Origin of the sequence: Neoroseomonas lacus (genome assembly GCF_014644535.1) — a bacterium.
Lineage (GTDB): Bacteria > Pseudomonadota > Alphaproteobacteria > Acetobacterales > Acetobacteraceae > Neoroseomonas > Neoroseomonas lacus.
This window is the reverse complement of the sequence record NZ_BMKW01000008.1, coordinates 240,153-264,593: the sequence shown is the minus strand read 5'-3', so window position 1 is coordinate 264,593 and position 24,441 is coordinate 240,153. Positions and strand designations below refer to the sequence as shown.

The 24,441-nt window shown below is 70.1% G+C and carries 24 protein-coding genes; 10 read left to right on the top strand and 14 right to left on the bottom strand.

The window, feature by feature from the left end:
* Positions 1-40: 40 nt before the first annotated feature.
* Entirely contained in the window at positions 41-3,253 is a 3,213-nt protein-coding gene (locus IEY36_RS17265; protein ID WP_188968866.1) for an AsmA-like C-terminal region-containing protein, read from the bottom strand.
* Between the two features lie 17 nt (positions 3,254-3,270).
* Here IEY36_RS17265 and IEY36_RS17260 point away from each other — a divergent pair, with 17 nt between their 5' ends.
* Both IEY36_RS17260 and bcp read left to right on the top strand, forming a co-directional pair.
* Positions 3,271-6,261, top strand: a complete 2,991-nt coding sequence (locus IEY36_RS17260; protein WP_188968865.1) for a bifunctional [glutamine synthetase] adenylyltransferase/[glutamine synthetase]-adenylyl-L-tyrosine phosphorylase — start codon at positions 3,271-3,273, stop codon at positions 6,259-6,261.
* A complete protein-coding gene (bcp, locus tag IEY36_RS17255) occupies positions 6,258-6,728 on the top strand; it encodes a thioredoxin-dependent thiol peroxidase (RefSeq protein ID WP_188968863.1) in 471 nt (156 codons plus the stop codon). Before IEY36_RS17260 ends, bcp begins: the two co-directional genes overlap by 4 nt.
* A 91-nt stretch (positions 6,729-6,819) precedes the next feature.
* On the opposite strand, the gene IEY36_RS17250 is transcribed toward bcp, so the two are convergent.
* Entirely contained in the window at positions 6,820-7,371 is a 552-nt protein-coding gene (locus tag IEY36_RS17250; RefSeq protein ID WP_188968861.1) for a hypothetical protein, read from the bottom strand.
* A 140-nt stretch (positions 7,372-7,511) separates the two neighbouring features.
* A complete protein-coding gene (locus IEY36_RS17245) occupies positions 7,512-8,030 on the bottom strand; it encodes a hypothetical protein (RefSeq protein ID WP_188968859.1) in 519 nt (172 codons plus the stop codon).
* Positions 8,031-8,162: 132 nt separating this feature from the next.
* Between IEY36_RS17245 and IEY36_RS17240 the strand changes: the two genes are divergently transcribed.
* From IEY36_RS17240 to IEY36_RS17215, 6 genes are all read left to right on the top strand, one after another.
* Positions 8,163-9,134 (top strand): Bug family tripartite tricarboxylate transporter substrate binding protein, encoded by a 972-nt coding sequence (locus IEY36_RS17240; RefSeq protein WP_188968857.1) that lies wholly within the window; start codon positions 8,163-8,165, stop codon positions 9,132-9,134.
* A gap of 90 nt (positions 9,135-9,224) precedes the next feature.
* Positions 9,225-10,466: a CaiB/BaiF CoA transferase family protein gene (locus IEY36_RS17235; RefSeq protein WP_188968855.1), complete on the top strand. Its 1,242-nt coding sequence runs from the start codon at positions 9,225-9,227 to the stop codon at positions 10,464-10,466.
* A 122-nt stretch (positions 10,467-10,588) separates the two neighbouring features.
* On the top strand, positions 10,589-11,140 hold the full coding sequence (locus tag IEY36_RS17230) for a TetR/AcrR family transcriptional regulator (protein ID WP_229681385.1): 552 nt from the start codon (positions 10,589-10,591) through the stop codon (positions 11,138-11,140).
* Entirely contained in the window at positions 11,137-11,841 is a 705-nt protein-coding gene (locus IEY36_RS17225) for a glutathione binding-like protein (RefSeq protein ID WP_188968853.1), read from the top strand. Before IEY36_RS17230 ends, IEY36_RS17225 begins: the two co-directional genes overlap by 4 nt.
* A gap of 5 nt (positions 11,842-11,846) precedes the next feature.
* The gene (locus tag IEY36_RS17220; protein WP_188968851.1) at positions 11,847-12,536 is read left to right on the top strand and encodes a glutathione S-transferase family protein; all 690 of its coding nucleotides are present in this window, start codon (positions 11,847-11,849) and stop codon (positions 12,534-12,536) included.
* A 10-nt stretch (positions 12,537-12,546) separates the two neighbouring features.
* A complete protein-coding gene (locus tag IEY36_RS17215; protein WP_188968849.1) occupies positions 12,547-13,068 on the top strand; it encodes a redoxin domain-containing protein in 522 nt (173 codons plus the stop codon).
* Positions 13,069-13,072: 4 nt separating this feature from the next.
* Here the strand turns inward: IEY36_RS17215 and IEY36_RS17210 are convergent, their stop codons facing one another.
* Together IEY36_RS17210 and IEY36_RS17205 are read right to left on the bottom strand one after the other, a co-directional pair.
* A complete protein-coding gene (locus IEY36_RS17210) occupies positions 13,073-14,104 on the bottom strand; it encodes an L-idonate 5-dehydrogenase (RefSeq protein ID WP_188968847.1) in 1,032 nt (343 codons plus the stop codon).
* Complete coding sequence (locus IEY36_RS17205; RefSeq protein ID WP_188968845.1) at positions 14,104-15,045, bottom strand: 2-hydroxyacid dehydrogenase; 942 nt, start codon at positions 15,043-15,045, stop codon at positions 14,104-14,106. The genes IEY36_RS17210 and IEY36_RS17205 overlap by 1 nt, the downstream gene beginning before the upstream one ends.
* Before the next feature lie 45 nt (positions 15,046-15,090).
* Between IEY36_RS17205 and IEY36_RS17200 the strand changes: the two genes are divergently transcribed.
* On the top strand, positions 15,091-15,864 hold the full coding sequence (locus IEY36_RS17200; protein ID WP_373290330.1) for an SDR family oxidoreductase: 774 nt from the start codon (positions 15,091-15,093) through the stop codon (positions 15,862-15,864).
* 375 nt (positions 15,865-16,239) lie between these two features.
* The gene (locus IEY36_RS17195) at positions 16,240-16,593 is read left to right on the top strand and encodes a hypothetical protein (protein ID WP_188968841.1); all 354 of its coding nucleotides are present in this window, start codon (positions 16,240-16,242) and stop codon (positions 16,591-16,593) included.
* 25 nt (positions 16,594-16,618) lie between these two features.
* Here the strand turns inward: IEY36_RS17195 and IEY36_RS17190 are convergent, their stop codons facing one another.
* The 9 genes from IEY36_RS17190 to IEY36_RS17150 all read right to left on the bottom strand — a co-directional run bounded on the left by IEY36_RS17190 (position 16,619) and on the right by IEY36_RS17150 (position 24,437).
* Positions 16,619-17,485 carry an HpcH/HpaI aldolase/citrate lyase family protein gene (locus IEY36_RS17190; protein WP_188968839.1) on the bottom strand — a complete coding sequence of 289 codons (867 nt, stop codon included), beginning with the start codon at positions 17,483-17,485 and terminating at the stop codon, positions 16,619-16,621.
* Positions 17,482-18,384, bottom strand: a complete 903-nt coding sequence (locus IEY36_RS17185; RefSeq protein WP_188968837.1) for a polysaccharide deacetylase family protein — start codon at positions 18,382-18,384, stop codon at positions 17,482-17,484. Before IEY36_RS17185 ends, IEY36_RS17190 begins: the two co-directional genes overlap by 4 nt.
* Entirely contained in the window at positions 18,384-19,286 is a 903-nt protein-coding gene (locus tag IEY36_RS17180; protein ID WP_188968835.1) for a polysaccharide deacetylase family protein, read from the bottom strand. The genes IEY36_RS17185 and IEY36_RS17180 overlap by 1 nt, the downstream gene beginning before the upstream one ends.
* 51 nt (positions 19,287-19,337) lie before the next feature.
* The gene (locus IEY36_RS17175; protein WP_188968833.1) at positions 19,338-20,114 is read right to left on the bottom strand and encodes a 2-keto-4-pentenoate hydratase; all 777 of its coding nucleotides are present in this window, start codon (positions 20,112-20,114) and stop codon (positions 19,338-19,340) included.
* 7 nt (positions 20,115-20,121) lie between these two features.
* The gene (locus IEY36_RS17170; protein ID WP_188968829.1) at positions 20,122-21,096 is read right to left on the bottom strand and encodes a Bug family tripartite tricarboxylate transporter substrate binding protein; all 975 of its coding nucleotides are present in this window, start codon (positions 21,094-21,096) and stop codon (positions 20,122-20,124) included.
* A 63-nt stretch (positions 21,097-21,159) separates the two neighbouring features.
* Positions 21,160-22,677: a pilus assembly protein TadG-related protein gene (locus IEY36_RS17165; RefSeq protein ID WP_188968827.1), complete on the bottom strand. Its 1,518-nt coding sequence runs from the start codon at positions 22,675-22,677 to the stop codon at positions 21,160-21,162.
* Positions 22,674-23,246, bottom strand: a complete 573-nt coding sequence (locus IEY36_RS17160; protein WP_188968825.1) for a TadE/TadG family type IV pilus assembly protein — start codon at positions 23,244-23,246, stop codon at positions 22,674-22,676. Before IEY36_RS17160 ends, IEY36_RS17165 begins: the two co-directional genes overlap by 4 nt.
* Entirely contained in the window at positions 23,224-23,742 is a 519-nt protein-coding gene (locus IEY36_RS17155) for a TadE/TadG family type IV pilus assembly protein (RefSeq protein ID WP_188968823.1), read from the bottom strand. Before IEY36_RS17155 ends, IEY36_RS17160 begins: the two co-directional genes overlap by 23 nt.
* Complete coding sequence (locus tag IEY36_RS17150; protein WP_188968821.1) at positions 23,715-24,437, bottom strand: tetratricopeptide repeat protein; 723 nt, start codon at positions 24,435-24,437, stop codon at positions 23,715-23,717. Before IEY36_RS17150 ends, IEY36_RS17155 begins: the two co-directional genes overlap by 28 nt.
* Between the last annotated feature and the right edge of the window lie 4 nt (positions 24,438-24,441).

Sequence of the window (24,441 nt, the reverse complement as noted above, 5' to 3'; positions counted from 1 at the left end):
GTTGCAGTGCGGTGAGGCTATCGGAGGTATCGCGCCGCGGCTACCGCCCGGGTGCGGGGGGCGTGGGGGTATCGTCGCCGATGCCGAAGATTCCGCGCAGGAAGCCGGGGGTCAGGGCGGCGAGCGGATTGACGCTGACGGCTGGGTCGGCAAGCGGACCGCGCAGGCGGTAGGTGGCGGCGAAGAGGCCGCCGCCGCGTTCGGGGCTGAACAGCCGGCCGAGGCCCGGGATGCGGCCGAGCAGGGAGTTGAAGACGTAGGCCGGCACGATGGTGCCTTCCATGTCGATGGTCTGGGCCAGGCGGTTGATGCGGCCCTTCGCGGTGATACCGAGGGACATGGAATAGGCGCGGGCATCGTCGAGGATCAGCGCCTCGCGCGTCAGGGTGAAGGGCGCGGTCAGGCTCGCGAAGGACAGGCCCTGGGTGGACAGCGCCTCGAACACGCCGAAGACCGACATGGCCTGCAGCAGCTTGCCCAGCGCCGGGGCATCCTGCACGGCGAATTCCTCGAGTTCGGCCGAGCCCACCAGAGGGACGCCGCGCTGGTGGTCGTCAAAGGCGGCATCGACGCGCAGCCGGCCGCCCTGGACGGTGCGCAGCACGTCGAAAGCGCGCAGCAGGGCGCCGCCATTGTCGCTGGTCAGGCGCAGGTGGCGACGGCCGCCCTCGGGGGCGATGGTGAGGTCGATGCTGCCGCCGCCATCGACCCGCCCGCGCAGTTGCGCCGCCTGCACCGTGCCGCGGGCGTTCGAGGTGAGGTTCGCGACGACGCCGGTCAACGCGCCGTCGCGTTGCAGCAGCACACGGTCGAAGCGCGCCTGCAGCGTCACGCCCGGCCCGCCGGATGCGCCCGCCGTGGCGGTGTCCTCGGCGGCGGCGGGGCGAGCGAGCACCGGTGCGGCGTCGAGCACCGGGCCATGCATCGCGATGGTCCAGTTCGCCCGTGGGCCGGAGGGGGGGTTGATCTCCCCGGCGAAGCGGCTGCGGCCGATCTGGCCCTGCTGAATCTCGATCGCCTGCGGGATGTTCTGCCGCAACTGGGTGCCGCGGCCGCGCATCAGCGCATCGGCTGTCTCGATGCGGATGCCGTCGATGGCCGTGATCTGACCGTTGCGCAGCGCGATGGTGGCCTCGCCCTGCCCGCTGATGCCCGGCGGCTTGGCCCAGGCCAGCGCGTCGACGGCGAGGCGTGCCTGGGTGAGGTCGGTGCGCAGCGCCACGCGGCCCTGGCCGTTGCGCCGGGTCTCGTTGCGGATATCGAGGCCGACCGTACCCTCGACGAAGGGGCGCGGGTCGAGGCCGAAGGCGGCGATCTGGCCAACCTCGGCGCGGCCGGAGACAATCTCGCGCGTCACCAGCTGGTTGGCCGGGCCGGTGCGGAAGTCGGCTTCCTGCTGGATACGCAGGGCGATGCCCTGGACCGTCGCGGTGCCGGTGGCGCGCATGCCGGCGGGGTCGGCGGTGAAGTCGAAATTGCCGCGTTCGAGGTCCTTGCCCAGCACCAGGCGCGGGATGCGGATGTCGCTCACCCGGCCGGCGACGCCGATGCGCATGGCCTCGATCGGCAGTTCGGCCACCATGGGAAAGCCGATCGACAGCCTTGCCTCGTTCAGCGTGCCGCGCACCTCGCTGATCGGCGGCGGGCCGCGTTTGAACAGGCCAAGGCGCTGGTGGCGCAGCAGGGACCAGACATCGGCGGCCGGGCCGCCGAGCACGAAGTCCATCTCAGCGGTTTCGGGCTCGGTGGCGAAGCCGATGCGCACGGTGCCCTCGCGCAGCGCGATGGCGGTGCCGGACTGGGTGCCGCCAGAGACGTCGATCTCGATGGCATCGAGGCCGAAGCGGGCATGGCCGGCGGCGCCGATGGCAGGCGGGATGGGGCGCAGCCAGTGGACCTCCATGTCCTCGGCCTCGAGGGTGCCGTCCAGGGTGAGGAGGCGCGCCGCGCCGCTCGCCGGGTCCCAGTCGGCGGTGATGCGCCAGGTGCCGTCGCGTGCGATGCCACCGGTCAGGTTCTCGGTGATCCATTCGCGCGCGCCGCGGGCGACGCCGCTTGGCCAAAAGGCGTCGAGGTCGGCGGCGGCGACCTGATCGATGCCGAGCGTCGCCTCGGCCTGCCATCGACCATCCGCGTTCTGCGCCTGCGCCTGGGCGGTGATGATCGGCGTCGCGCCGGCCATGATGCGGCCGGGCGGCGCGGCGGGGCGCAGCACGGCGCGTTCGACCCGCAGCGTCTGTTCGTCGAGCGTCAGGTCGGCCTCGAGCGCGTTGAGCGCCAGCCGGCCGTGGCGGCCCAGTTCGATGGCCCCGGCACCGACGCGCAGCCGCGCCAGCGCCATGGTCGGGATGCGCAGCCCGTTGAGCTGGACATCGACGGCGAGGGAGGCGGGTGCGTCGATCGCCGCGAGCGGGGCGAGCAGGGGCGCGCTGCCGGCGAGCGTGGCCGGGCGTACCGCGGGCATCGCCATGGTCAGGCGGCCCAGGCCGGTGGCGCCGTCGATCGACCCGCTGACGCGCAGGCCGACCTGGCCGGTATCGAGCACCAGGGCGCCATTGCCGTTGACGTCGATGCCGCCGCCCTGCCGTCGCGTCAGGACCAGGTTGCCGATCTCGGCGGTCCAGGAGCGGCCGAACTGGGCGTCGACCACGCGCAGCCGCGCATCGGTCAGCCGCACCCGGCGCAGTGCCGAGAGCGGGGTGTTGTCCGAGGGCGGCTTCATCAACTGCGCGAACAATTCGAGGAGCGGCGTGCTCTCGGCGGCCGGCGGGCGGCCGGCAGCCTCGGCGGCGGAGACGTCGGCGGGTTCGCCCAGGTCGAGCCGCAGTGCGCCTTCGGCCGAGCGTGCGGCAACCACGCTCAGCCCCTGCAATTCCAGCACGCTTGGGGCGACGACGCCGCGCAGCAGCCAAGGCAGGGAAAGCGATACCGCGGCATCGGGCAATTCGGCGCGCACCGCCCCGTCATCGCCCACCGCGCGGACCTGGCGCAGCGTCAGGGCGAGCGGGGAACGGTGCCCGTCTCGCCAGCCGGACCAAGCGATGGCGACCTCGCCGATCTCGAGCCGCATGCCCTCGCGGCCGTGATTGACGGCTTTCTCGACCTCGCGCGCGAGCAGCGGCAGCGGCAGCGGCCCTTCCTGCAGCCGCCAGGCCAGGGCGCCGAGGCCGAGACCGGCCAGCATCACAGCGCCGAGCACCAACCGGCACATGCGGTTCAGCCAGCGCCCGGCTTGACCGGCGGCCCGCCTCACCTGTTCCCTGCCCGGCCATGAAGGCCTGTTTCGCGATCGACCGCCTGCCCCGCCCCTACGATGTGGCCGCCGCCGCCATGACGCGGGAGAGTTTCGCCGAACGTGGCGCGGCTGAGCGCGACTTCGCCGCCGCGCCCGCCGGCCGCGCCCTGCTGGAGGCGTTGGGCGGGCACAGCCCGTATCTCGCCGACCTCGCCGTGCGCGAATCGGCGGCGCTGATGCTGCTGGCCGAACGCGGGCCGGATGAGGCGATGGCCCGCGCGCTCGACCCGCTCACGCGCATCGACCCCGAGACGCCGCGTGCCGCGGTCGCCACCGTGCTGCGCCAGGCCAAGCGGCAGGGCGCGCTGGCGGCCGCCTTCGGCGACATCACGGGGCTGTGGCCGCTTGACCGGGTGACCGGGGCGCTGTCGGACCTCGCCGAGGCCGCCATCGACGCCGCCTGCGCGCATCTGCTGCGCGACGCCGCGGCGCGGGGCGAGATCCGCCTTTCCGGCGCGGCGCGGACCGATCCGCGCCTCGTCGGGCGCAACTCCGGCCTCGTCGTGCTCGGCATGGGCAAGCTCGGCGGGCGCGAATTGAACTATTCGTCCGATGTGGACCTCATGGTGCTCTATGACCCCTCCGTCGCAGCCTACCATGCCGATCGGGCGGGCGCCGTCTATGTGCGAATCGCGCGCGACCTCGTGAGGCTTCTGGAGGAACGCACGACCGAGGGCTATGTTTTCCGCACCGACCTGCGGTTGCGCCCGGACCCGGCGGCCACGCCGCTCGCCGTCTCGGTACCGGCCGGCATCGTCTATTACGAGAGCATGGGGCAGAACTGGGAACGCGCCGCCATGATCAAGGCGCGCCCGGTCGCCGCCGATCGGGCCGCCGGCGAAGCGTTCCTGCGCGAGATCCGCCCCTTCGTCTGGCGCCGGCATCTCGATTTCGCCGCCGTCGCCGACATCCATTCCATCAAGCGACAGATCCACGCCCATAAGGGGGCGAAGGGCGCGCATGACACGGTGCAGGTCGAAGGCCATGACGTGAAGCTCGGCCGGGGCGGGATTCGCGAGATCGAATTCACCGCCCAGGTCTTGCAGCTGATCTGGGGCGGGCGCGACCCGGGGCTGCGCGACCCGACGACGCTCGGCGCGCTCTCGGCGCTGGCGCGCGCCGGCAAGATCGACCGTCGTGTCGCCGCCGACCTCGCCGATGCCTATGTGTTCCTGCGCAACCTCGAACACCGGCTGCAGATGGTCGCCGACCACCAGACGCATCGGATGCCCGAGGATGCGGAGGGGATGGCGCGCATTGCCTCCTTCCTCGGCTACCCGGATGTGGCGGCGTTCCGCACCGCCTTCACCCAACACTTGAGGCGCGTCGAGCGCCATTACGGGCGGATGTTCGAGGCCGAGCCGACGCTGGCCTCGGAAGACCGCCATGGCAGCCTCGTCTTCACCGGCGTCGAGGACGACCCGGCGACCATCGCGACGCTGCGCGGCATGGGATATGCGAATCCCTCGGGCGTCGCGGCGATGGTGCGCGGCTGGCATCACGGCCATACCCGCGCGACGCGCAGCGAACGGGCGCGGGAATTGCTGACCGCGCTGATGCCCGCGCTGCTCGGCGCCTTCGCCAAGCAGCGCGCGCCGGATGCGGCGCTGGCGCGGCTCGATGGCGTGTTCGGGCGGCTGGCAGCCGGGGTGCAGGTGCTCTCGCTGCTCGCGCGCAATCCGGCGCTGCTGGAACGGCTCGCCGGCATTCTCGGCGCGGCGCCGCAGTTGGCCGACCATCTCTCGCGCCATCCGGCGGCGCTGGAGGGGTTGCTGGTCGGCGCCGGCGGGTCGATCGGCACGGCGGCCACGGTGTTGCCCGCCCAGCTCAAGGATGCCCGCCACATCGAGGAGGCGATGGAGGCGGCGCGTCGCCTGGTGCTCGAAGGCAAGTTCGAGATCGATGCCGCGACGCTGGAAGGCACGCTTGGTGTCGATGCGGCGGGCGAGGCGCGCAGCGCGCTGGCCGATGCCGCCATCGCCGGGCTGATGCCGCATGTCGCCCGCGAATTCGCCGAACGCTTCGGCCGCGTGAAGGGTGGCGCGCTGGCGGTCGTGGCGCTCGGCAAGCTGGGCGGGCGCGAGATGCTGCCGGGCTCGGATCTTGACCTGATCCTGATCTACGACCATGCCGCCGCCGCCGAGGCCAGCGAGGGGCGCGCGAAACGCGGCCAGCCGCCGCTGCGTTCGCTGCCGGTCAGCCAGTATTTCACCAGGCTCGCGCATCATCTGATCGGCGGCATCACGGCGCCGGGGGCCGAGGGCAAGCTGTATGAGGTGGATATGCGGCTGCGGCCCTCGGGCTCGAAGGGGCCTGTCGCCGTCTCGCTGTCCGGCTTCCAGCGCTACCATGCCGAGGAGGCCTGGACCTGGGAACGCATGGCGCTGACCCGCGCGCGCGTCGTCGCCGCGCCGCCCGCCTTGCAGCGCAAGGTGGAGGCGGCGATCCGCGCCGCGCTGCTGCGCCCCGACGCCGCGGCGAAGGCGATCCCGGATGCCGTCGCGATGCGCGGGCGGATGCTGCGCGACCTGCCGCCGGATGGGCCGTGGGATGTGAAGCTCGGCCGCGGCGGGCTGGTCGAGGTGGAGTTCATCGCCCAGGCGCTGCAACTGGTGCATGCGCGCGAGCATCCGGGCGTACTGGCCACCACCACCCACGTCGCGCTGGCGCGGCTGGCCGAGGCGGGGCTGCTGGAGGCCGATGAGGCGGCGGCGCTGATCGGCGCCGAACGTCTGTGGCGCAGCATCAGCGGGTTGTTGCGCCTGACCGTGGGGCATTGGCGCGAGGAACAACTGCCCGAGAGTGTCGCAGCGGCGCTGCTGCATGCCTGCCGGCGGCTCGACCCCGACGATGCGCCGGTTGACCTCCCGGCCCTCCAGGCACAGATGGCCCGACGGGCGAAGCAGGTCCGCGCGGTGTTCGAACGACGCCTCGGCAGGCCCGACAACAACGGGGAACGGGAATGAGCGAACTGACCGAAGGCAAGAAGGCACCGGCCTTCACGATGAAGGCGAGCGGCGGGCGCGAGGTCTCCTCTGCCGCGCTGAAGGGCAGGCCGTATCTGCTGTATTTCTATCCGAAGGCGAATACGCCGGGCTGCACCAAGCAGGCCTGTGGCGTGCAGGAGGCTTTGCCTCAACTGGGGCACCTCGGGCTCGAGGTGATCGGCGTCAGCCCAGACGCCATCCCGCCCATCGAGAAGTTCGCGGCGAAGTACAGCCTGACCTTTCCGCTGGCCTCCGATGAGGACCACAAGGTCGCCGAGGCCTATGGCGTCTGGGTCGAGAAGTCGATGTACGGCAAGACCTATATGGGGATGGAGCGCAGCAGCTTCCTCGTCGGCGGCGACGGCAAGATCTTGAAGATCTGGCGCAAGGTGAAGCCAGAGGCACATGCGGCGCAAGTGCTGGAGGCGGCGGCGGGGGTGTCGTGAAGGTCGAGGGGCGCCCGCCCCTCGAGCACCCTCACAGGAAACGCAGGCCACTGCACCTTCGGGCGATTTCTGCGAAACCGGTGGGCGGTGGCTATTGGCCGTTCGGGACGATCTGGCGGAAGATTTCCTCCGCCTCCTTGAAGGTTTCCTCGGCGCGGGCCTTCATCACCGGATCGGCGAAGCGGTCCGGATGGAAGCGCAGCCGGAAAGCCCGGCGCGCGGCGTCAACCAGCCAGGTCGGTGCCGTCTCGGCCAGGTGCACGCGGCGCAGCAGCCCACCACCACGTGAGGGCAATGCCTCCGTCGCCAGGGCGCGTTCGGCGGTGGCGGCACGGGCCTCGGCCTCGCGAATGCGGCGTTCGGCCTGCTCGAGCCGCGCCTTCATGGCCGCGAGTTCAGCCCGGCCCTCATCGGACACACCCACCGACACATCAGCCGCCATGCCATCTCGGCCACGGTCGAGCAGCGCCTGCACGCGCTTCGCCGCAGCGGTCGCGACATCGACCCCGCGGCGGGTCAGCACCTCATGGATGACTGCGAGGAGATCGCGATCTCCGACATGCTCCTCGGCGTAGTCGAGCAGCCTGCCGGACGGCCAGTTCTCGATGCTGCGTCGATTGATGTCCTGTTCCGCGGCCGACATTTCCTGCGCTTCATCTATCCCGTCTCAATCTGAGATAATGACAGGCGAAATTGGCAGTCTCCACGCACCAGGGGTCGTAATTGTGACGGTTTCGATTTAAAAAATGCGCGTCCTGGTTGCTTTTCCACCGTTCGTTCGCGTCACATGCGGCGCAAGCGCTCGATCTCCTCGAAATCCGCCTCGACCCTTTTGAATACTTCCTCGGAGCGGCGGCGATGCTGCTGGTCGGTCGTGGTATCGGGGTGGTAGCGCCGTCGAAAGGCGCGGCGCACCTCGACGAGCAGCCAGGCCGGCGCATCGGGACTGAGATGGACGCGGCGGAATGCGCTGGCGGCGTCAGGCTCCGGCGGTGCCCCCTGCGTCTGTTCGAGCAGGGCGACGCGCGCCCGCAGCACCGTGATCTCCCGTGCCGCGGCGGCAAGCGTCGTGCGCAGCCGCGCAGCCTGGTCCTGCTGCGGTTCCGCGTTGGCGGCGCAGGCGGCTATCATGCGGGTGAGGCGTGCCTCCAGCGCCTTGGCGCGGGCGCCGCGGCGATGCCGCGCCTCCAGCACCAGGGCCGACAACGCCTCGGCATCGGCGGCATGCAGCGCCGCCTGCTCGGCCAATTGCTCGAGCGGCCATTCGCGCAGCGGACGCTCCGGCTGCTGGGCGGCCGTCACCCCGTTCTCCTACCCCGGTGGAACAGGGCTGCGTTGTCGCAGGCGCGGGTTAATGCGGTGCTGAAAAAATGGTGCCTTCCGGCTTGGCGACGGCTCGGCGAGACTGCGCCTCATCAGATCGGGGGAAATGACGTGAACAAGTTCCACATCGGCCGTCGGGCCGTCCTTGCCGTCGGCGCGGCGCTGGCCAGTCCGGCGGTGCGCGCCCAGGGTGCCTGGCCGAGCCGGCCGATCCGCATCGTGGTGCCCTTCCCGCCCGGCGGGTCGAACGACGTGGTGGCGCGGCCGCTGGCCGAACGCCTGCAGCAGAAGCTCGGCCAGCCGGTAGTGATCGAGAACCGCGCCGGCGCGGGTGGCGCGATCGGCGCGACCGCCGTGGCGCAGTCGCCGGCGGATGGCTACACGCTGATGGTCTCCTCCTCCTCCTTCGCGACCACCTCGGTGTCGCAGCGCGTGCCTTGGGGCGTGCTGGAGAACTTCACGCCGGTCGCGTTGCTGGCGCGCTCGCCTTTCATCGTCATCGTGAACAACGAGTTGCCGGTGCGCAGCGTTCAGGATCTGATCCGGCTGGCGCGCGAGCAGCCGGGCAAGATCGACTACGGCACCTCGGGCCCGGGCGGGATCAACCACTTCGTCACCGAGTACTTCTCCCAGCGCGCCGGCGTGCAGATGAATCACGTGCCGTATCGCGGCACTGGGCCGGCGGTGACCGACCTCGTCGCCGGACATATCCAACTGATGATCACGACGCTGCCGAGCGCGGCCGGCGTGGTGCGCGACGGGCGGGTGCGGCTGCTCGCCTACAGCGCGGCGGGCGTGCCGGAAGGTTCGCCGCCGGCCCCGCTGGTGAGCGAGGCGGGGCTCGACTACGACATCGCCATCTGGTGGGGGCTGTTCGCGCCGCACGGGCTGCCGGGGCCGATCCTGGAGAAGCTGAACGCCGACGCGAATGACGCGCTGCGTGACCCGGACATGGCCCGGCTGTACCAGGGCGAGGGCGCGCGGCCGTCGCCCGAGACGCCGGAAGCTTTCGCCGCCATGCTGCGCACCGACATCGCCCGCTGGCGCGGGGTGGCGCAGCTGGCGAACATCCGCCTCGACTGAGTGTCTGTGCGGGAATGCGCCACATGGCGCATTCTCGTGCCCCGGCGGCGGCAAGCGGCCGGGTTGATCGAATTGACACTGAGGGCGGGCATGACCGGCATCCATCGCAAATCCTTCGACCCCGCCGCGCGCGGCGCCATGGATGGCGTGCGCGTGGTGGATCTCTCGCGCCTGGTTGCAGGCAATGTGCTGACCAAGGTGTTTTCCGACCATGGCGCGGAGGTGGTGAAGGTCGAGCCGCCAGAGGGCGACACGCTGCGCGCTTGGCGCGTGGGTGGCGTCGAAACGTCGTGGAAGACGATCTGCCGCAACAAGAAATCGGTCGCGCTGGACATGCGGCAGGCGGATGGGATCGGCGTGGTGAAGGCGCTGGTGCGGGATGCGGCGATGTTCGTCGAGAGCTTCCGTCCCGGCGTGTTGGAGACGATGGGACTTGGACCCGAGGTGCTGCTGGCGATCAACCCGGCGCTGGTGGTCGTGCGGATTTCCGGCTGGGGGCAGGATGGGCCGTTCAACCACAAGCCGGGCTTCGGCACGCTGGTCGAGGGGTATTCCGGCTTCGCGGCGGTGAATGGGTTCGACGACCGCGAGCCGGTGCTACCGCCGATGTTCATGGGCGATGCCTATGCCGGGTTGTATGGCGCCTCGGTCGCGATGATCGCGCTGCGTCATGCCGAGGCCGGCGGTGGAGGGCAGGTGATCGACGTGTCGCTGTTCGAGCCGCTGTTCAGCGTGCTGGAGCCGCAGGTGGCGAATTGGCGCATCAGCGGCAAGCGCAAGCCGCGCACCGGCAGCAGGAGCACCAACACATCGCCGCGCAATGCGTATCGGACGCTCGATGGCGGGTGGGTGTGCCTGTCGGCATCGACGCAGGGAATGACGGAGAAGTTGTTCCGCTCGATCAGGCGCGAGGACATGATCAGCGATCCGCGCTTCGCCAATAATCCGGCGCGGCTTCAGCATTGGCAGGAACTGGATGGGATCATCGGCGGCTGGATCGGCGAGCGGACGCTGGCGGACAACCTCGCGCATTTCGACAAGGCCGGGGTGACGATCGGGCCGATCATGGATACCGCGATGCTCGAGAAGGATCATTACGCCATCGAGCGCGAGGCGTTGATCGAAGTGCCGGATGAGGAGATGCCCGGCGGCTGGCTGCCGATGCATGGGCTGGTGCCGCGGCTGTCCGTCACGCCGGGCGTGTTGGCGCGCCGCGCGCCGCGGATCGGCGAGCACAATGACGAGATCCTCGCCCCGCTGCTGGGGGTAGAGGAAGTCGCGCGGCTGCGTGAGATGGGCGTGGTGCGCGAGGGTGCGGCGAAGAAGGCCTGACGCGGGGGGTTGATTCTGGAGCGATCGCTTCATAAATTCTGTATCGACCGATACAGTAGCTGTGGAGCCCTGCCCTGTCCCGCCCCCGCGCCTTCGACGAGGATGCCGCGCTCGACGCGGCCATGACCCGGTTCTGGGAGCATGGCTATGCGGCGAGTTCGGTGCGCGACCTGGGCGAGGCGATGGGGCTCGGGGCGGCGAGCCTGTACAATGCCTTCGGCGACAAGCGCGCGCTGTTCACCCGCTGCCTCGATCGCTACCTCGACGCCAATATGCGCGAGCGCATCGCCCGGCATGAGGCGAACAACCCGCCGCGTGGGGCGATCGAGGCCTTTTTCGCCGAGAGCGTGAGCCGGTCGCTGGCGGATCGCCGCGGCTGCCTGCTGGTCAATACCGCGCTGGAGATCGCCCCGCATGATGTGGAGGTGGGCGAGGTCGTCGCCGCCCGGCTGGGCGAGTTGGAAAGCTTCTTCCGCCGGTGCGTGGTGGGTGGCCAGCGTGCCGGCACCATTTCCCGGGCGCATCCGCCACGCGACCTCGCGAGGCTGCTGCTGACCACCACCATGGGGCTGCGCGTCCTGGCGCGCGCGCGGCCCGAGCCCGCGCTGCTGCGTGGCGCCGTGCGCCAGGCCCTGAGCCTGTTCGACCCCCCTGCCCCGGAGATAGCTTCGTGATCGACCTGCATTATTGGACCACGCCGAATGGCCACAAGGTGACGATGTTCCTGGAGGAGGCGGGACTGCCCTACCGCATCATCCCGGTGAACATCTCGGCCGGTGACCAGTTCAAGCCGGAATTCCTGGCGATCGCGCCGAACAACCGCATTCCGGCGATCGTCGATCATGATGTCGCCGGCGGGCCAGTGTCGTTGTTCGAGAGCGGGGCGATCCTGCTGTATTTCGCCGACAAGATCGGGCGGTTCATCCCGCCGGCCGCGCAGGTGCAGGCGCGCGCCGAGGTTCTGCAATGGCTGTTCTGGCAGATGGGTGGGCTCGGGCCGATGGCAGGGCAGAACCATCATTTCAGCCAGTACGCGCCGGAGAAGATCCCTTACGCCATCAACCGTTACGTCAATGAGACCAACCGGCTCTATGGCGTGCTGAACAAGCGCCTGGCGGATCGGGATTTCATGGCGGGCAGCGCCTATACCATCGCCGACATGGCGACCTATCCCTGGATCGTGCCGCATGAACGCCAGGGGCAGAAGCTGGAGGACTTCCCGCATCTGCAACGGTGGTTCGAGGCGGTGCGCGCGCGGCCGGCGACCGAGCGCGCCTATGCGAAGGCGAAGGAGGTCAATTCCACGCCGACCGTCAGCGCGGCCTCGGCGTCCCTGTTGTTCGGCCAAAGCGCCAAGACCGTGGCGGCGGAGTGATGGCCATGGCGCTGAAGCTCTACGAATTGTGCGGGACGGATGCGTCGCGCGTGTTCAGCCCCTTCTGCTGGCGCATCAGGATGGCGTTGATCATCAAGGGGCTCGATTTCGAAAGCGTGCCGTGGCGATTCACCGAGACGGAACGCCTCGCCTTCGCCGCGCATGACAAGGTGCCGGTGCTGGTGGATGGCGATCGCGCGGTGCCGGAATCATGGGACATCGTGCAGTATCTCGATGCGACCAGGCCATCGACGCCGTCGCTGCTGCGTGGCAATCCGGCGCCATATCTGTTCGTCGCGGCGTGGAACGACACGGTGTTGCAGCCGGGGGTGGCGAAGCTGATCGTCTCCGACATTCCGGCGCTGCTGGGCGACATGGAGCGGCCGTATTTCGTCGAGAGCCGTGAGAAGCGCTTTGGCATGCCGCTCGCACAAGTGACCGAGGGGCGCGAGGAGAAGCTGCCGGCGTTCCGCGCCACGCTGCAGCCGCTGCGGCAGGCGCTGAAGGGACGCGACTTCCTCGGTGGCGATAAGCCGGATTACGCCGACTGCATCGTCTTCGGCAGCTTCATGTGGGCGCGCAGCGTCAGCCCGCTGCGACTGCTGGCCGAGGATGACGCGCTGCATGCGTGGCGCGAGCGGATGCTGGACTTGAGTGATGGCGCGGCGCGGCGTGCGCCCTGCTTCGGCGGTTGAGGGACCGACCATGACACATGCAACGAAGATTGCCGCGGGCGCGGCATTTCCGCCGATCTCGGTGGCTCGCCTTGGCGGTGGGGAGATCGCGCCGGCCTCGATGGAAGGCTGGCGTTTGCTCGTCGTCTATCGCGGCAAGCATTGCCCGCTGTGCAAGCCGTATCTGACGACGCTTGACGGGCTGATCGAGACCTTCGCCGAGGCCGGCGTGCAGGTGATGGCGATCTCGGCCGATCCGGAGGAGAAGGCCAGCGCCGATGCCGCGGAATTCGGCTGGCGCTTCCCGCTCGGCTATGGGCTGTCGGTCGAGCAGATGCAGGCGCTCGGCCTGTATGTTTCCGACCCGCGTTCGCCGCAGGAGACCGACCGTCCGTTTGCCGAGCCGGGGCTGTTCCTGATCAATCCGGCGGGGACGGTGCAGATCGTCGATATCTCGAACGCACCGTTCTCGCGGCCGGATCTCACGGCCATCGCGCGTGGGGCCAAGCGGATCCAGGACATGAACTACCCGATCCGCGGCACGCATGGCTGAGGGTTCAGAAGGCGATCTGAACCTTCATCGCGCGTGAGCGATCCGCGGCGAGGGCGAAGGCCTCCGCCGCGCGGTCGATGGGGAATTGCGCGGTGAGCAGCGGCGTGACGTCGATGGCGCGGCGGGCCAGGGTTTCCACGGCGAGGGCGAATTCCTCGTGGAAGCGGAAGGTGCCGCGCCAGGTGATTTCCTTCGCGGCCAGTACCGAGAGCGGGACGGCGACGTCGCCGCCGATGCCGATCTGCACGATGGTGCCGCGCGGGCGCAGCACGGGCAGGATGCCGAGCAGCGCGGGGCCGCTGCCGGAGGCCTCGAAGGCCACGTCGAAATAGCCTTTGCGCGCCGTGAAGGCGGCCAATGTGTCGGTGGTGCCGCCGACGGCGATGAAGCGGTCCGCGCCCATGGCGCGGGCGGTCTTTTCCGGCGCCGACGTCAGGTCCGTGGCGATGATCTCGCGGGCGCCGGCGAGGCGCGCGGCGGCGACGGTCAGCGCGCCGATCGGCCCGGCACCGGTGACCAGCACGCGCTTGCCCAACAGCGGGCCGGCCTGCCGCGCCGCGTGCAGGCAGACGGACAAGGGCTCGGCGAAGGCGGCGGTTGTCGTGTCGAGGCCATCGGGCAAGGGCACCGCCTGGGTGGCCTCGCAGACCAGCGCCTCGCGGAAGCCGCCATCGACATGCGGGTCGCGCATCGCGCTGCCGTAGAAGCGCATCTCCAGGCAGTGCTGCTGGTCGCCCGCCTGGCAGAAGGTGCAGGTGCCGCAAGGCAGCGATGGATTCACCGCCACCGCCTGCCCTGGCAAGAGGCCGGTCACGCCGGGGCCGATGGCGTCGATGATACCGGCGACTTCATGGCCCAGCACCATCGGGTGCTTCACGCGCACCGTGCCGAAGCCGCCATGCTGGTAGTAGTGCAGGTCCGATCCGCAGATACCGCCGGCGCGGATGGCGACGCGGACCTGGCCGGGGCCGGGGTCGGCTAGAGCGTAGTCCTCGACGCGGAGGTCGTGGGGCGGGTGGATGACGACGGCGCGCATCACGCCACCGGGGTCGGCAAGGGGCGGCCGTCGAAATGGGCGTTGAGGTTGTCGAGCATGAGGGCACCCATGGCCTTGCGGGTTTCCACCGTGCCCGATGCCTGGTGGGGTGAGAGCACGACGTTGTCGAAGGTGGCGAAAACCGGGTCGATCGCCGGTTCGTTGTGGAAGACGTCAAGGCCGGCGACGGCGATGCGGCCCGAGCGGATCGCGGCGATCAGCGCGGCTTCGTCCACCACGGAGCCGCGGGAGACGTTGACGAAGATGGCGCCGGGGTTCAGCGCCTCGATCGCGGCGCGGTCCACCAGGCCGGCCGTCGCGGCGCCACCGGCGGCGGAGACGATGAAGATGTCCACCTGCGGGGCGAGTGCGGCCGGGCTGGGGTGGAAGGCGTAGGGCACGTCCTTCCTCATGCGGCCGGAATAAGCGATGGACATGCCGAAGCCCTCGGCACGGCGGGCGATGGCGCGGCCGATGCGACCGAGGCCGACAATGCCGAGACACTTGCCCCAGACGCGGGTGGCCAAGCGCATCGGGCCCCGCTTCGCCCAGATGCCGCTGCGGACATAGGCATCGCCTTCCGGGATGGCGCGCGCGGTCGCCAGCAGCAGGGCGAAGGCCATGTCGGCGACATCCTCGGTGAGCACGTCGGGCGTGTTGGTCACGGCGATGCCGCGGGCGCGGGCGGCGGGCAGGTCGATGGCGTCCACGCCGACGCCGTAGCAGGCGATAATCTTCGCCTGTGGGCAGGCATCCATCATGGCCGGGTCGGCGCCGAGTTCGCCCTTGGTTGATATGGCGCGGATGGACAGGCCGTGTTGCGCGAGGAAGGCGGCGCGGTCGGGCGCCTCGTACAGCTTGTGCAGGGTGAAGCGCTCGGCGAGCGCTTCGAGGTCCCAATCGGGTAGGATGCCCACCACCAGCAGCCCCGGCTTGTCCATGACGGTCTCTCCCCCCTAGCCTTGGCGTTAATCCTACAGGGAGTGATGCCGATGCCGCATGCGCTATTCGACCTGACGGGGCGGCTTGCCCTGGTCACCGGGTCAAGCCAGGGGATCGGCTACGCGCTGGCCAAGGGGCTGGCGGAGGCCGGCGCCAAGGTCGTGTTGAATGGCCGCGACGCCGGCAAGCTGGAGGCCGCGCGGGCCAGGCTGGCCGAGGCCGGGATCAGCGCCGAGACGGCGGCCTTCGACGTCACGGACCCCGCGGTGGTCGAGGACGGTATCGCTGCCATCGAGGCCGCGCATGGGCCGCTGCATATCCTCGTCGCGAATGCCGGCATCATGCGGCGAATGCCCTCGGTGGAGATGCCGCCGGATGTGTGGCGGGAGGTGCTGGGCACCAACCTCGATGGCGTCTGGTATTGCTGCCAGGCGGCCGGCAAGCGGATGGTCGCGCGCGGTGCGGGCAAGATCATCACCATCTGTTCGGTGCAGAGCGAGCTCGGGCGGCCGACCATTGCACCTTATGCCGCGAGCAAGGGCGCCTTGCGCATGCTGACGCGCACGCTGTGTGCCGAATGGGCGAAGCATGGGGTGAACGTGAACGGCGTGGCACCAGGGTATTATGACACAGAGCTGACCAGCGCGCTGGTGAACAACGCCGAATTCACCGACTGGCTATGCAAGCGCGTGCCGGCCGGCCGCTGGGGCAAGGTGGAGGAATTGGTGGGAGCGACGGTGTTCCTCGCTGCGCCGGCCTCGAACTTCGTGCATGGGCAGCTGGTCTATGTGGATGGGGGGATGACGGCGGTGGTGTAGCGGTCGGTCCCGACCGGACGGGCTTGCCTCGTCGGGCCGGCAAGCGCGCCAAGCCAATGGCGCCGGAGCTGGCGCACGATGCCCGCATCGTTGCGATGCCGCGAAAGTGAGCGGCGATGGGCTTCTGGCGGCGGGCGCATGGCGACGGCTCGTGCCGCCAGGGCTTCGGCGCTGTCACCGCGTCCCGCCGACGTTCCCTGCGTTCCAGACCAGGTCTTCTCATGGGTTGGCCTCTTGTTTCGTCCGTGGCCTGTCACAAACCTCCCGGCGTCGGTCCAGCGATCGGCCGCCGGCATGCCACGTGAGCCCGCCTGTGCGTTTTGGCGGGACGTCCGGGCCGCTGCCTCGCGCAATCAGCCAGGAGGAATGACCACCATGAGCAGGAGATTCCGTTGCCTTTCGGGGGCTGCGCTCGCCTTGATGCTCGCCGCCCCGGCGGCCTTCGCGCAGACGCCGAGCCCGGCGATGCAGCGCGCCATCCTTGATGGGATGAACGCCGAGACGCGCAGCGAGGTCGAGCGCCGAGCGACCGGCGGGAACTCGGTCTATGAGGTGCTGCGCATCACGCTGCTGAACAACATGCAGCTCGCCAACCTGATCCAGCCTGGCGAGCCGCCGCTCTCCGAGGTCGTGGCGATCGACTTCGTGCGGGGGACCGCGGTGGTCCGCCAGGGCGACAGGCTGCGGGCGGTGAACTTCGACGCGCAGACCCTGCGTTACAAGCCGTGACGTGAAGGGGTGGGCGCCGCGGCGCCTACCCCGCTCGCGCGATCAGCTTGCGCGCCCGGTCGACGATCGGCTTGTCGATCATGTCGCCTTCGAAGGCAACGGCGCCCTTGCCTTCGGCCAGCGCGGCTTCGAAGGCGGCGACGAGGCGCTTCGCCCGCTCCACCTCCTCGGGGCGCGCGCCGTATTCCTCGTTGATGATGGCGACCTGCGAGGGATGCACGCAGGAGGCGCAGGCGAAGCCAATGGCGCGCGAACGGCGCAGCATGGCGCGGTAGCCGTCGAGGTCCTTCAGCCCCGCCACCGTGCCGATGAAGCCGAGCGGCAGCACGCCGGCCGCGCGCGCGGCGACGACGCCCAAGCGCTTGGGCAGGTCGAGCGCATCGGGTGTGGGTTCGGCGCCGAGGTCGGTCGCGAGGTCCTCGCCGCCCACGCCCAGGGCAACCACGCGCGGGTCCGCGGCGGCGATCGCCTGCGCGTGCGCGAGGGCGGCGGCGTCCTCGATCAGCACGATGAAGCGGACGGAGCCGATCGCACGGCCGGCATCGGCTTCGGATTCCGCGGTCAGTTCGGACAGCAGGCGGACATGGTCCGCGCCCATCATCTTGGTGCAGACCAGGCCATCGGCGCCGGCGGCGACGGCGGCGGCGATGTCGCGCGTCGCCATGCGCAGCGGGCGGTTGATGCGCACCACCACATCCGCACCGTTGCGACGCACGCTGGCGACCGAGGCCGGCAGGCCGGCGCGCGCGGCGTCCTTCGCATCGGGGGCGACGCCGTCCTCAAGGTCGAGGATCACCACATCCGCCCCGCGCTCATGCGCCCTGGCGACGAATTTCGTGGCGCTGGCCGGGACGTAGAGAAGGGAACGCCAGTTCGGCAGGTCGCGGGTCATGAGGCGGGATGTTCCTTGCGCCAGTGGCGGGCGATGTCGACGCGCCGCATCACAGCGACGCGCGGGTGCTGCGCGATCCAGTCGAGCAGCCGTGCCAGGCCCATCGCGCGACCTGGATGGGCGATGATGCGATTGTGCAGTCCGAAGGAGAGCATGCGCGGCGGGTCCTCCCGCAGCACGCATTCGATGGCGTCGCGCATGTAGTCGAAATATTCGGTGCCGGAGGTCATACCCATGCGCGGGAAGCGCACATCGTTGTGGACCAGCGAGTAGGGCAATACCAGCGCGTCGCGGCCGGCGCATTTCACCCAATATGGGATTTCGTCGTCATAGGCGTCGCTGTCGTATTCGTAGCCCGCTTCGAGCAGCAGGTGGCGCGTGTGCATCGAGGGCGCGTAGCGTGTGTACCAGCCGGCCGGGCGTTCGCCGATGCAACGCGTGATGAGGTCGGTCGCCTCGGCGATGCGGGCGCGTTCGGTCGCCTCGTCGAAGGCGTTGTGCATTTCCCAGCGCAGCCCGTGGCCGGCGACGTCCCAGCCGGCCTCGCGCATCGCCGCGCAGGCTTCGGGGTTGCGCTCCAGCGCGCGGGCCACGGCGAAGACGGTGCAGGGCAGGCCTCGCCTGGTGAAGATGCGATGCAGGCGCCAGAAGCCGGCGCGGCTGCCATAGGTGAACATCGATTCAGCGGCGATGTCGCGGCCGGTGACGGGGGCGGTGCTGCCTTCGGTCAACGCGCCTTCGCTGTTCGGGTCGCCATCGGGGACGCTGCGCTCGCCGCCTTCCTCGTAGTTGATGACGAAGTTGCAGACGACATGCGCGCCGCCCGGCCAGCTCGGGTCGGGCGGGTTGCGACCATAGCCGACGAAGTCGCGCGCGCGGCCGGCTTCCGCATCAGTCATCACAGCGCCTCGGAGCCCGGCACCACGCCGCGCGGCAGGCTGGCCGCGTAGCGCGCCAAGTCGCCAGGCCGCGTCACCCACAGCCTTTCGCGATGCGACAGGATGTGGCGCAGCGCATCGCGCAGCGCGCGCAGGCGGAACGGCTGGCCGACGATGAAGGGATGCAGAACCACCGAGCAGACCAGCGGGCGTTTGCGGGACTGCTCCAGCATTTCGTCGAACTGGTCGACGATCATCTCGGCGAATTGCCGGCCGCTATGCTGGCGGAAGACCATCGCCGGGCTGTCGTTCAATTCGATGGAATAGGGCACCGAGAGCATCGGGCCGGCGCGCGTCGTCATCCAGAAGGGCTGGTCGTCGGCCGGCCAATCCATGACGTAGGAGAAGCCTTCCTCCTTCAGCAGGTCGAGCGTGACGGGCGATTGCGCGATGTAGGGACCGAGCCAGCCCTGCGGGGCGACACCGGCATGGCGGATGATGGCGTCACGGCTTTCGGCGATGAGGCGGCGTTCGTCTTCCTCCCACATGCCGTCCTGGCGTTCGGCATTGGTGCGGCCATGGCCGATGAATTCGTCGCCGCGCGCCTTCAGGGCCGGCGCGATCTCCGGGCAGGCATCGAGCACCGCGCCGTTGACGTTGTGCGCGCAGGGGATCTCGAGTTCGTCGAGCATGTCGAGCATGTTCCACAGCCCGACGCGGTTGCCGTAGTCGCGCCAGGCGTAGTTGCGCTGGCCCTGCGGCGAGGCCGCCCCGGTGCTGTCTGACCCCATGCCGGCACGGAAGGCGAATGCCTCAATGTTGTTGCACACCACCAGCGCGAGCCGCGCGCCGTTCGGCCATTCATAGGTCGGGCGGGCCGGGATGGCACTGTGGGCGTAGCGCCCATGGGCTGGCATCTTCATCGCGCGCTCCTGCATTCCTCACGCCGACGCTGCGACAGGCTCCGCCCGCCGTCAACGCAGGTCGAGCGCTACCTCGCAAGACTCGCCGAAGCGCGCCAGCAATCGCTGCCCGGCCGCCGGGCGCAGCATGCCGGTGCAGGTGCCGCTGCTGACGAGGTCGCCCACAGCCAGCCCTTGCCCGCGCTGGCGCAAGGCCTCGGCGAGCCAGAGCAGGACGTGGAAGGGATGGCCCATCGCCTCCGCCCCGGTACCGCTACGGCGGACCGCACCATCGACCGCGAGGGTCACCGGCATGGCGGCGAGGTCGCCGTCGCGCCAGCCCGCGATCTCCGCGCCCAGCACATAGCGCCCATTGGCCGCGCCGTCGGCGAGGATCGCCGGCATGGCGGGCAATGCATCGATGGGAAAGCGGCACTCGGCCACCTCGATCCCGCCATGGACGCCGGCGATGGCGGCCTGGACCTCGGGCGCGGTCCAGGGTTCAGGCCGGGCCGGCAGGTCCACACCGAGGCGCAGGACGATCTCGCATTCGATGAGCGGATCGAGCAGCGACGCGAAGGGCAGCACCGCCGGCGAGGCCTGCACGAAGCGTGCGTAGATCGGCCCACGCGTCGGTTCGCTCGCGCGCAGGCGGCGGCGCATCTCGGGCGTGGTTGCTGCCACCTTCCAGCCGCGGCGTGGCCAGCCGAGTTGTGCCGCGACGGCATCGGCGACGTCATAGCCCTCCTGCGGCGTCGCCGGCAGGATGGCGGGCGGCATTACCTGCCGTCCATCGCGCCGTGCGGAGGCCAGCAGCAGTGCGAAAACGTCCGCCTCGGCCGGCGTCATTGGGTGGTCAGCCGTTGGCCGAGATGTTCGCCGCGCGCACCACCGGCGCCCAACGGTCGAATTCCTGCCGCACGAAGGCGTCCGTCTCGGCCGGCGTCATCAGGATCGGCTCGGCGCCGATCGCGGTGAGGCGCGCGGTGAGCGCCGGGGCGGCCAGCGCCTCATTCACCGCGGCGCCGACCCGCGCGACAATGGCCGGCGAGGTACCGCGTGGCGCGAATATCCCGGTCCAGGAACGCACCGCGAAGTCGGGCACACCCTGTTCCGTCACGGTCGGCAGCTCGGGGCGCACCGAAACGCGCTGCCCGGTGCAGACGCCGAGGATCTTCACTCGCCCGTCCTCGGCCGCCGGGGCGACGGTCGGCAAGTTCATGAAGGCTATCGGGATGGTGCCGGCCACCAGGTCCGTCAGGGCTGGGCCGCCGCCACGATAGGGCACATGGGTCAGGTCGAGCCTCGTGCGCATGCGGAACAGCTCACCGGCCAGGTGGTTCGAGGTGCCGACGCCCGAGGAGCCGAAGGAGAAGCCGTCGCGCGTGGCGCGCACCTTGGCGATCAGTTCCTGCACGGTGCTGACGCCAGCACGCGGATTGGCGGCGAGCACGGTCGGCACATCGGTCAGCATCGCGACGCCGACCAGCGCCTCGCGCGGGTCGTAGCCGAGGTCGCCGGAGACCAGCGGATGGAACACATGGTTGGAGGCCGAGGAGATCAGCAGGGTCTGCCCATCCGGCCGCCCGCGCGCAACCATGCCCATGCCGAGCGAACCGCCGCCGCCGGGGCGGTTGTCGATGACGAAGGGTTGGCCGAACTTCTGTTCGAGTGCGGGGGCGATGAAGCGGGCCACCACATCGTTCGATCCGCCGGCGGCGAAGGGCACCAGCAGGGTCACCGGCCGGTTCGGCCAGTTGTCCTGCGCGAGGGACAGGCGCGGCGCGGCCAGCGTGGCGGCCGCGATGGTCAAGACGTGACGACGGTTCACCGCCTGTGCTCCCTTGGACTTGTGCAGCGCCCGTAGCGCGCCGCCGGTCGCCGGGCAAGGCTTTCAATGCACCAGGCGCAGATTGGCGAGCTGGCCGGCGATTTCGCGGAACGCCGCCTGCAGCGCCGTGCTGTCGGGGCTGTTGAAGTAATATTCCGGCTGCGTCGCGCAGGTGCGGTACAGGTCGCGCGTCGTGCTGTTCGCGACGTTGAAGGTGATGGTGTAGAGGACCACGCCATTCGCCTTGATGCTGGTGCACAGGCGCGACATGCGGGCGTTGATCTCGGCGAGCGCGTTGGCGTTGGTCACGCTGGCCAGGCCGAGGCGGTTTTCCCGCAGCCGGCCATAGGAGGTCATGTCGGCATCGCCGTCGGAGCGGTAGGTGCTGCGGCAGGGCGGGTTGGACCCGCTGGTGGTGCAGACACCCGGTGCACCGCCGGGCCAGTCGTACCATTCATTGTTGCCGTCGGTCATCAGCACCAGGACCTTGTCCATGTACGGCGTGTCATAGGCCTGTGGCAGGCCCGCGGTGCCCCACAGCCCCTGCCAGCGCGGCGAGATGGTGGCCCAGCCCATCTGCAGGCCGAGATTGGCCATGGTGCCGCCGCGATGCGTTGCGCGCAGGTTGGCGATCTCGTTCAGTACCGTGCTGCGCGTCGCGGTCAGCGGCAGGATGGCGCGGCCGCAGCCAAGGTTGGGGCCCTTCGCGTTGTTGCCCAGCGCATTCTGCGTGGAATCGCTCGGCGGATTCTCCGGGTTGGGCTCGGTGATCGTGCTGTTGGTCCATTCGTTGTCGCCGAGGTTCGGGCTGTAGCGGCCATAGGTCGATGGCCACAGGAAAGGCCGGAAGGGGGCGACGGTGGGCGGCGTGTCGGTCTCGTCCTCGCGGTTCTGGTGGCGGGCGAAGACGCAGCCGCGCCAGACCGTACTGCCATAGGCCGAGGCATTGAGACTGCCGACGGCGAGCCAACCCGCGCGGCCACGCCCGATATCCACGGTCGAGGTGTAGGGCACGACTGAAACCCAGAGATTCGGCACCGTCTCATTCGGCCCGTAGATGATGTTCACCAGGTCCGTCGCGGCGTTGCGCAACGCGGTCATCGGCGTGCCTGCCATCGAGCCGGTGACGTCGAGCACCAGTGCGATCTCCATGCCGCGATCCTGCCGGCGCGCCGTCTGGTCCACGCTGGCATAGAGCGTGTCCTGACCGAACAGGCGAAGTACCGTGGTCGGCAGCGCGGCACGCACCTGCACGCGCACCGCGCGGCTTTCCGCATCGACGGCGATGGAGAAGGTCGTGACCTCCGCGCCGAGGAAGCCGGAGGTGAGCCCCGGCTGGTCGCGCGTGAAATTGGCCCAGAACCAGCGCTGGATCTGCGCGTCGCGGTCGAGTTCGTTGATCACCCGGGCGCCGGCCAGCGCGGCGGCATCGACCGAGGTGATCAGGCGCGAATGCAGAATGTACAGCCGCGTCAGGTCGACCGCCGCGCCGGCCATGGTCAGCAACGGGATGATCGACAGCCCGGCCATGAGCGCGACGGCGCCGCGACGATCCCGCCACAGGCGGCGCAGCAGCGTCATGACGCCGAGACCCGCAGGATCGAGACCATCCGCGGCCGTTGCAGCGCGAAGGATTGCAGGCGCGAGAATGGATCGCCGGAGAGAAAGCGACCCGACAGCAACCAGGGCTTACGGGCGTAGAACACTTCGGTCACCACCGCGCCCTGGCCGATGGCGAGGACGAGGTCGGCCGAGCGGGCCGGTATGGTCGCCGCGCCGCCCTCGGTGCCGAAGGCACTGCGATAGCCCGGGGAGCCGGCGCGCCGCTGCCACAGCACGATGACGCCATTGCCGACATTGGCCAGGCCCGAGACCACCACGGCGCCATCGGAATCCGTGACATGATAGGGCGAGGCGATGCGCCCGGCGAGGTCGAAGACCGAGGCGAAATCGGCGGCGCGCAGGGTCTGGTATTGGGCGACGACATTCGCCACCTCCCCCGCCGTGCGTTCGAGCCGCAGCGAGACGCGCAGGAAATCCACTACGTCCAGCACGGCGAGGCCGAGCAGCGCGATGATTGGCGCGACGAGGGTGAACTCGACCGCGACCGAGCCGGCCCGGCGGCTGTCACGACGCCGGAAAGGGTTCATTGCGCACGATCATTCGCGAGGTGTGGTCGAGCGAGGTACGCCCGAATAACAGCGCCGGCAGCGGCGAGAGGAAGGGCTGCTGGTAGGTCAGCTCGTACAGCACCGTCTCCCCTGCCCCGCCCGCCCCAGCCTGGCCGGGCGTCGGCGAGGCCAGCGCCGCCGGGCCGGCATAGGCGGTGACGCGCACCGTGAGATGGTCGGCGTTGAGCACATAGGGGCCGAACCACAGCACGACGCGGCGGACGGCTTCCTCGCGCGTCGCCGGGGCGGGCGGCGGCAGCCAGTCGGGCGCGGCCTCGCCGGTGGCGCCGAAGCGGCTGGCCTCGCGCGCGCCGATATCGAGCGTTGCGGCGGTCAGTGCCTGCCAGGCGCCTTCCAGCACCGTCATCATCAACCCCATCAGCACCGGGGCGGTCAGCGCGAATTCCAGGATGATGGAGCCGCGCCGCGCTGTCTGGTGGCGCTGCGTCATGACCCGGACAGCGCGGCGCGCCAAGCCACCACCGCCTCCTGGCTGGCCTCCCCGCCGAGTTCCGGGGCGAGCAGTTCCGCCGCGTGGGTCGCATCGCCCGCGGCGGCATAGGCGAGGGCGAGGTTGTGCCGTTGGCGCATCGTCGCCTGGGGTGCGCGCGCCACCTGTTCCAGCACCCGCACGGCCTCCGCGCCATGGCCCGACAGTGTCAGCGACAGCGCCAGGTTGGTGCGCGCGCCGGCATGGTTGGGGTTGATCGCCAACGCCGCGCGATAGGCCGACTGGGCTTCCGGCTGGCGCCCCTGCATGTCGAGCGCGACGCCGAGTCCGGATTGCGCGCCGGCCTCGCGTGGCAGGGCGGCGACGGCCTGGCGGAAGGCGGTCTCAGCCGCCACCGCGTTGCCACCGCGCAGCAGCGCGCGGCCGAGGCCGAGCCGCGCCGGGGCGGAATGGCCATCGGCCTGCACCGCGCGGGTATAGGCCTCGGCGGCCTCGCGCCAGCGGGCATTGCCGGCGAGCATCTCGGCGTGGCGGAGCTGAGACTGCACGTCGCCGGGGTTGTCATGCGCCAGGCTGCCGGTGATGGCGGTCGCCGCGCTGTTGTTACCGGTGGCGAGCGCGGCGCTGGCGAGACGCAGGCGCTGGTCGTTGTCATCGACGCCACCGGCGCAGGCGGCGAGCGACCCGGCGAACAGGATGGGGATGAGGGTGAAGCGCATGGCC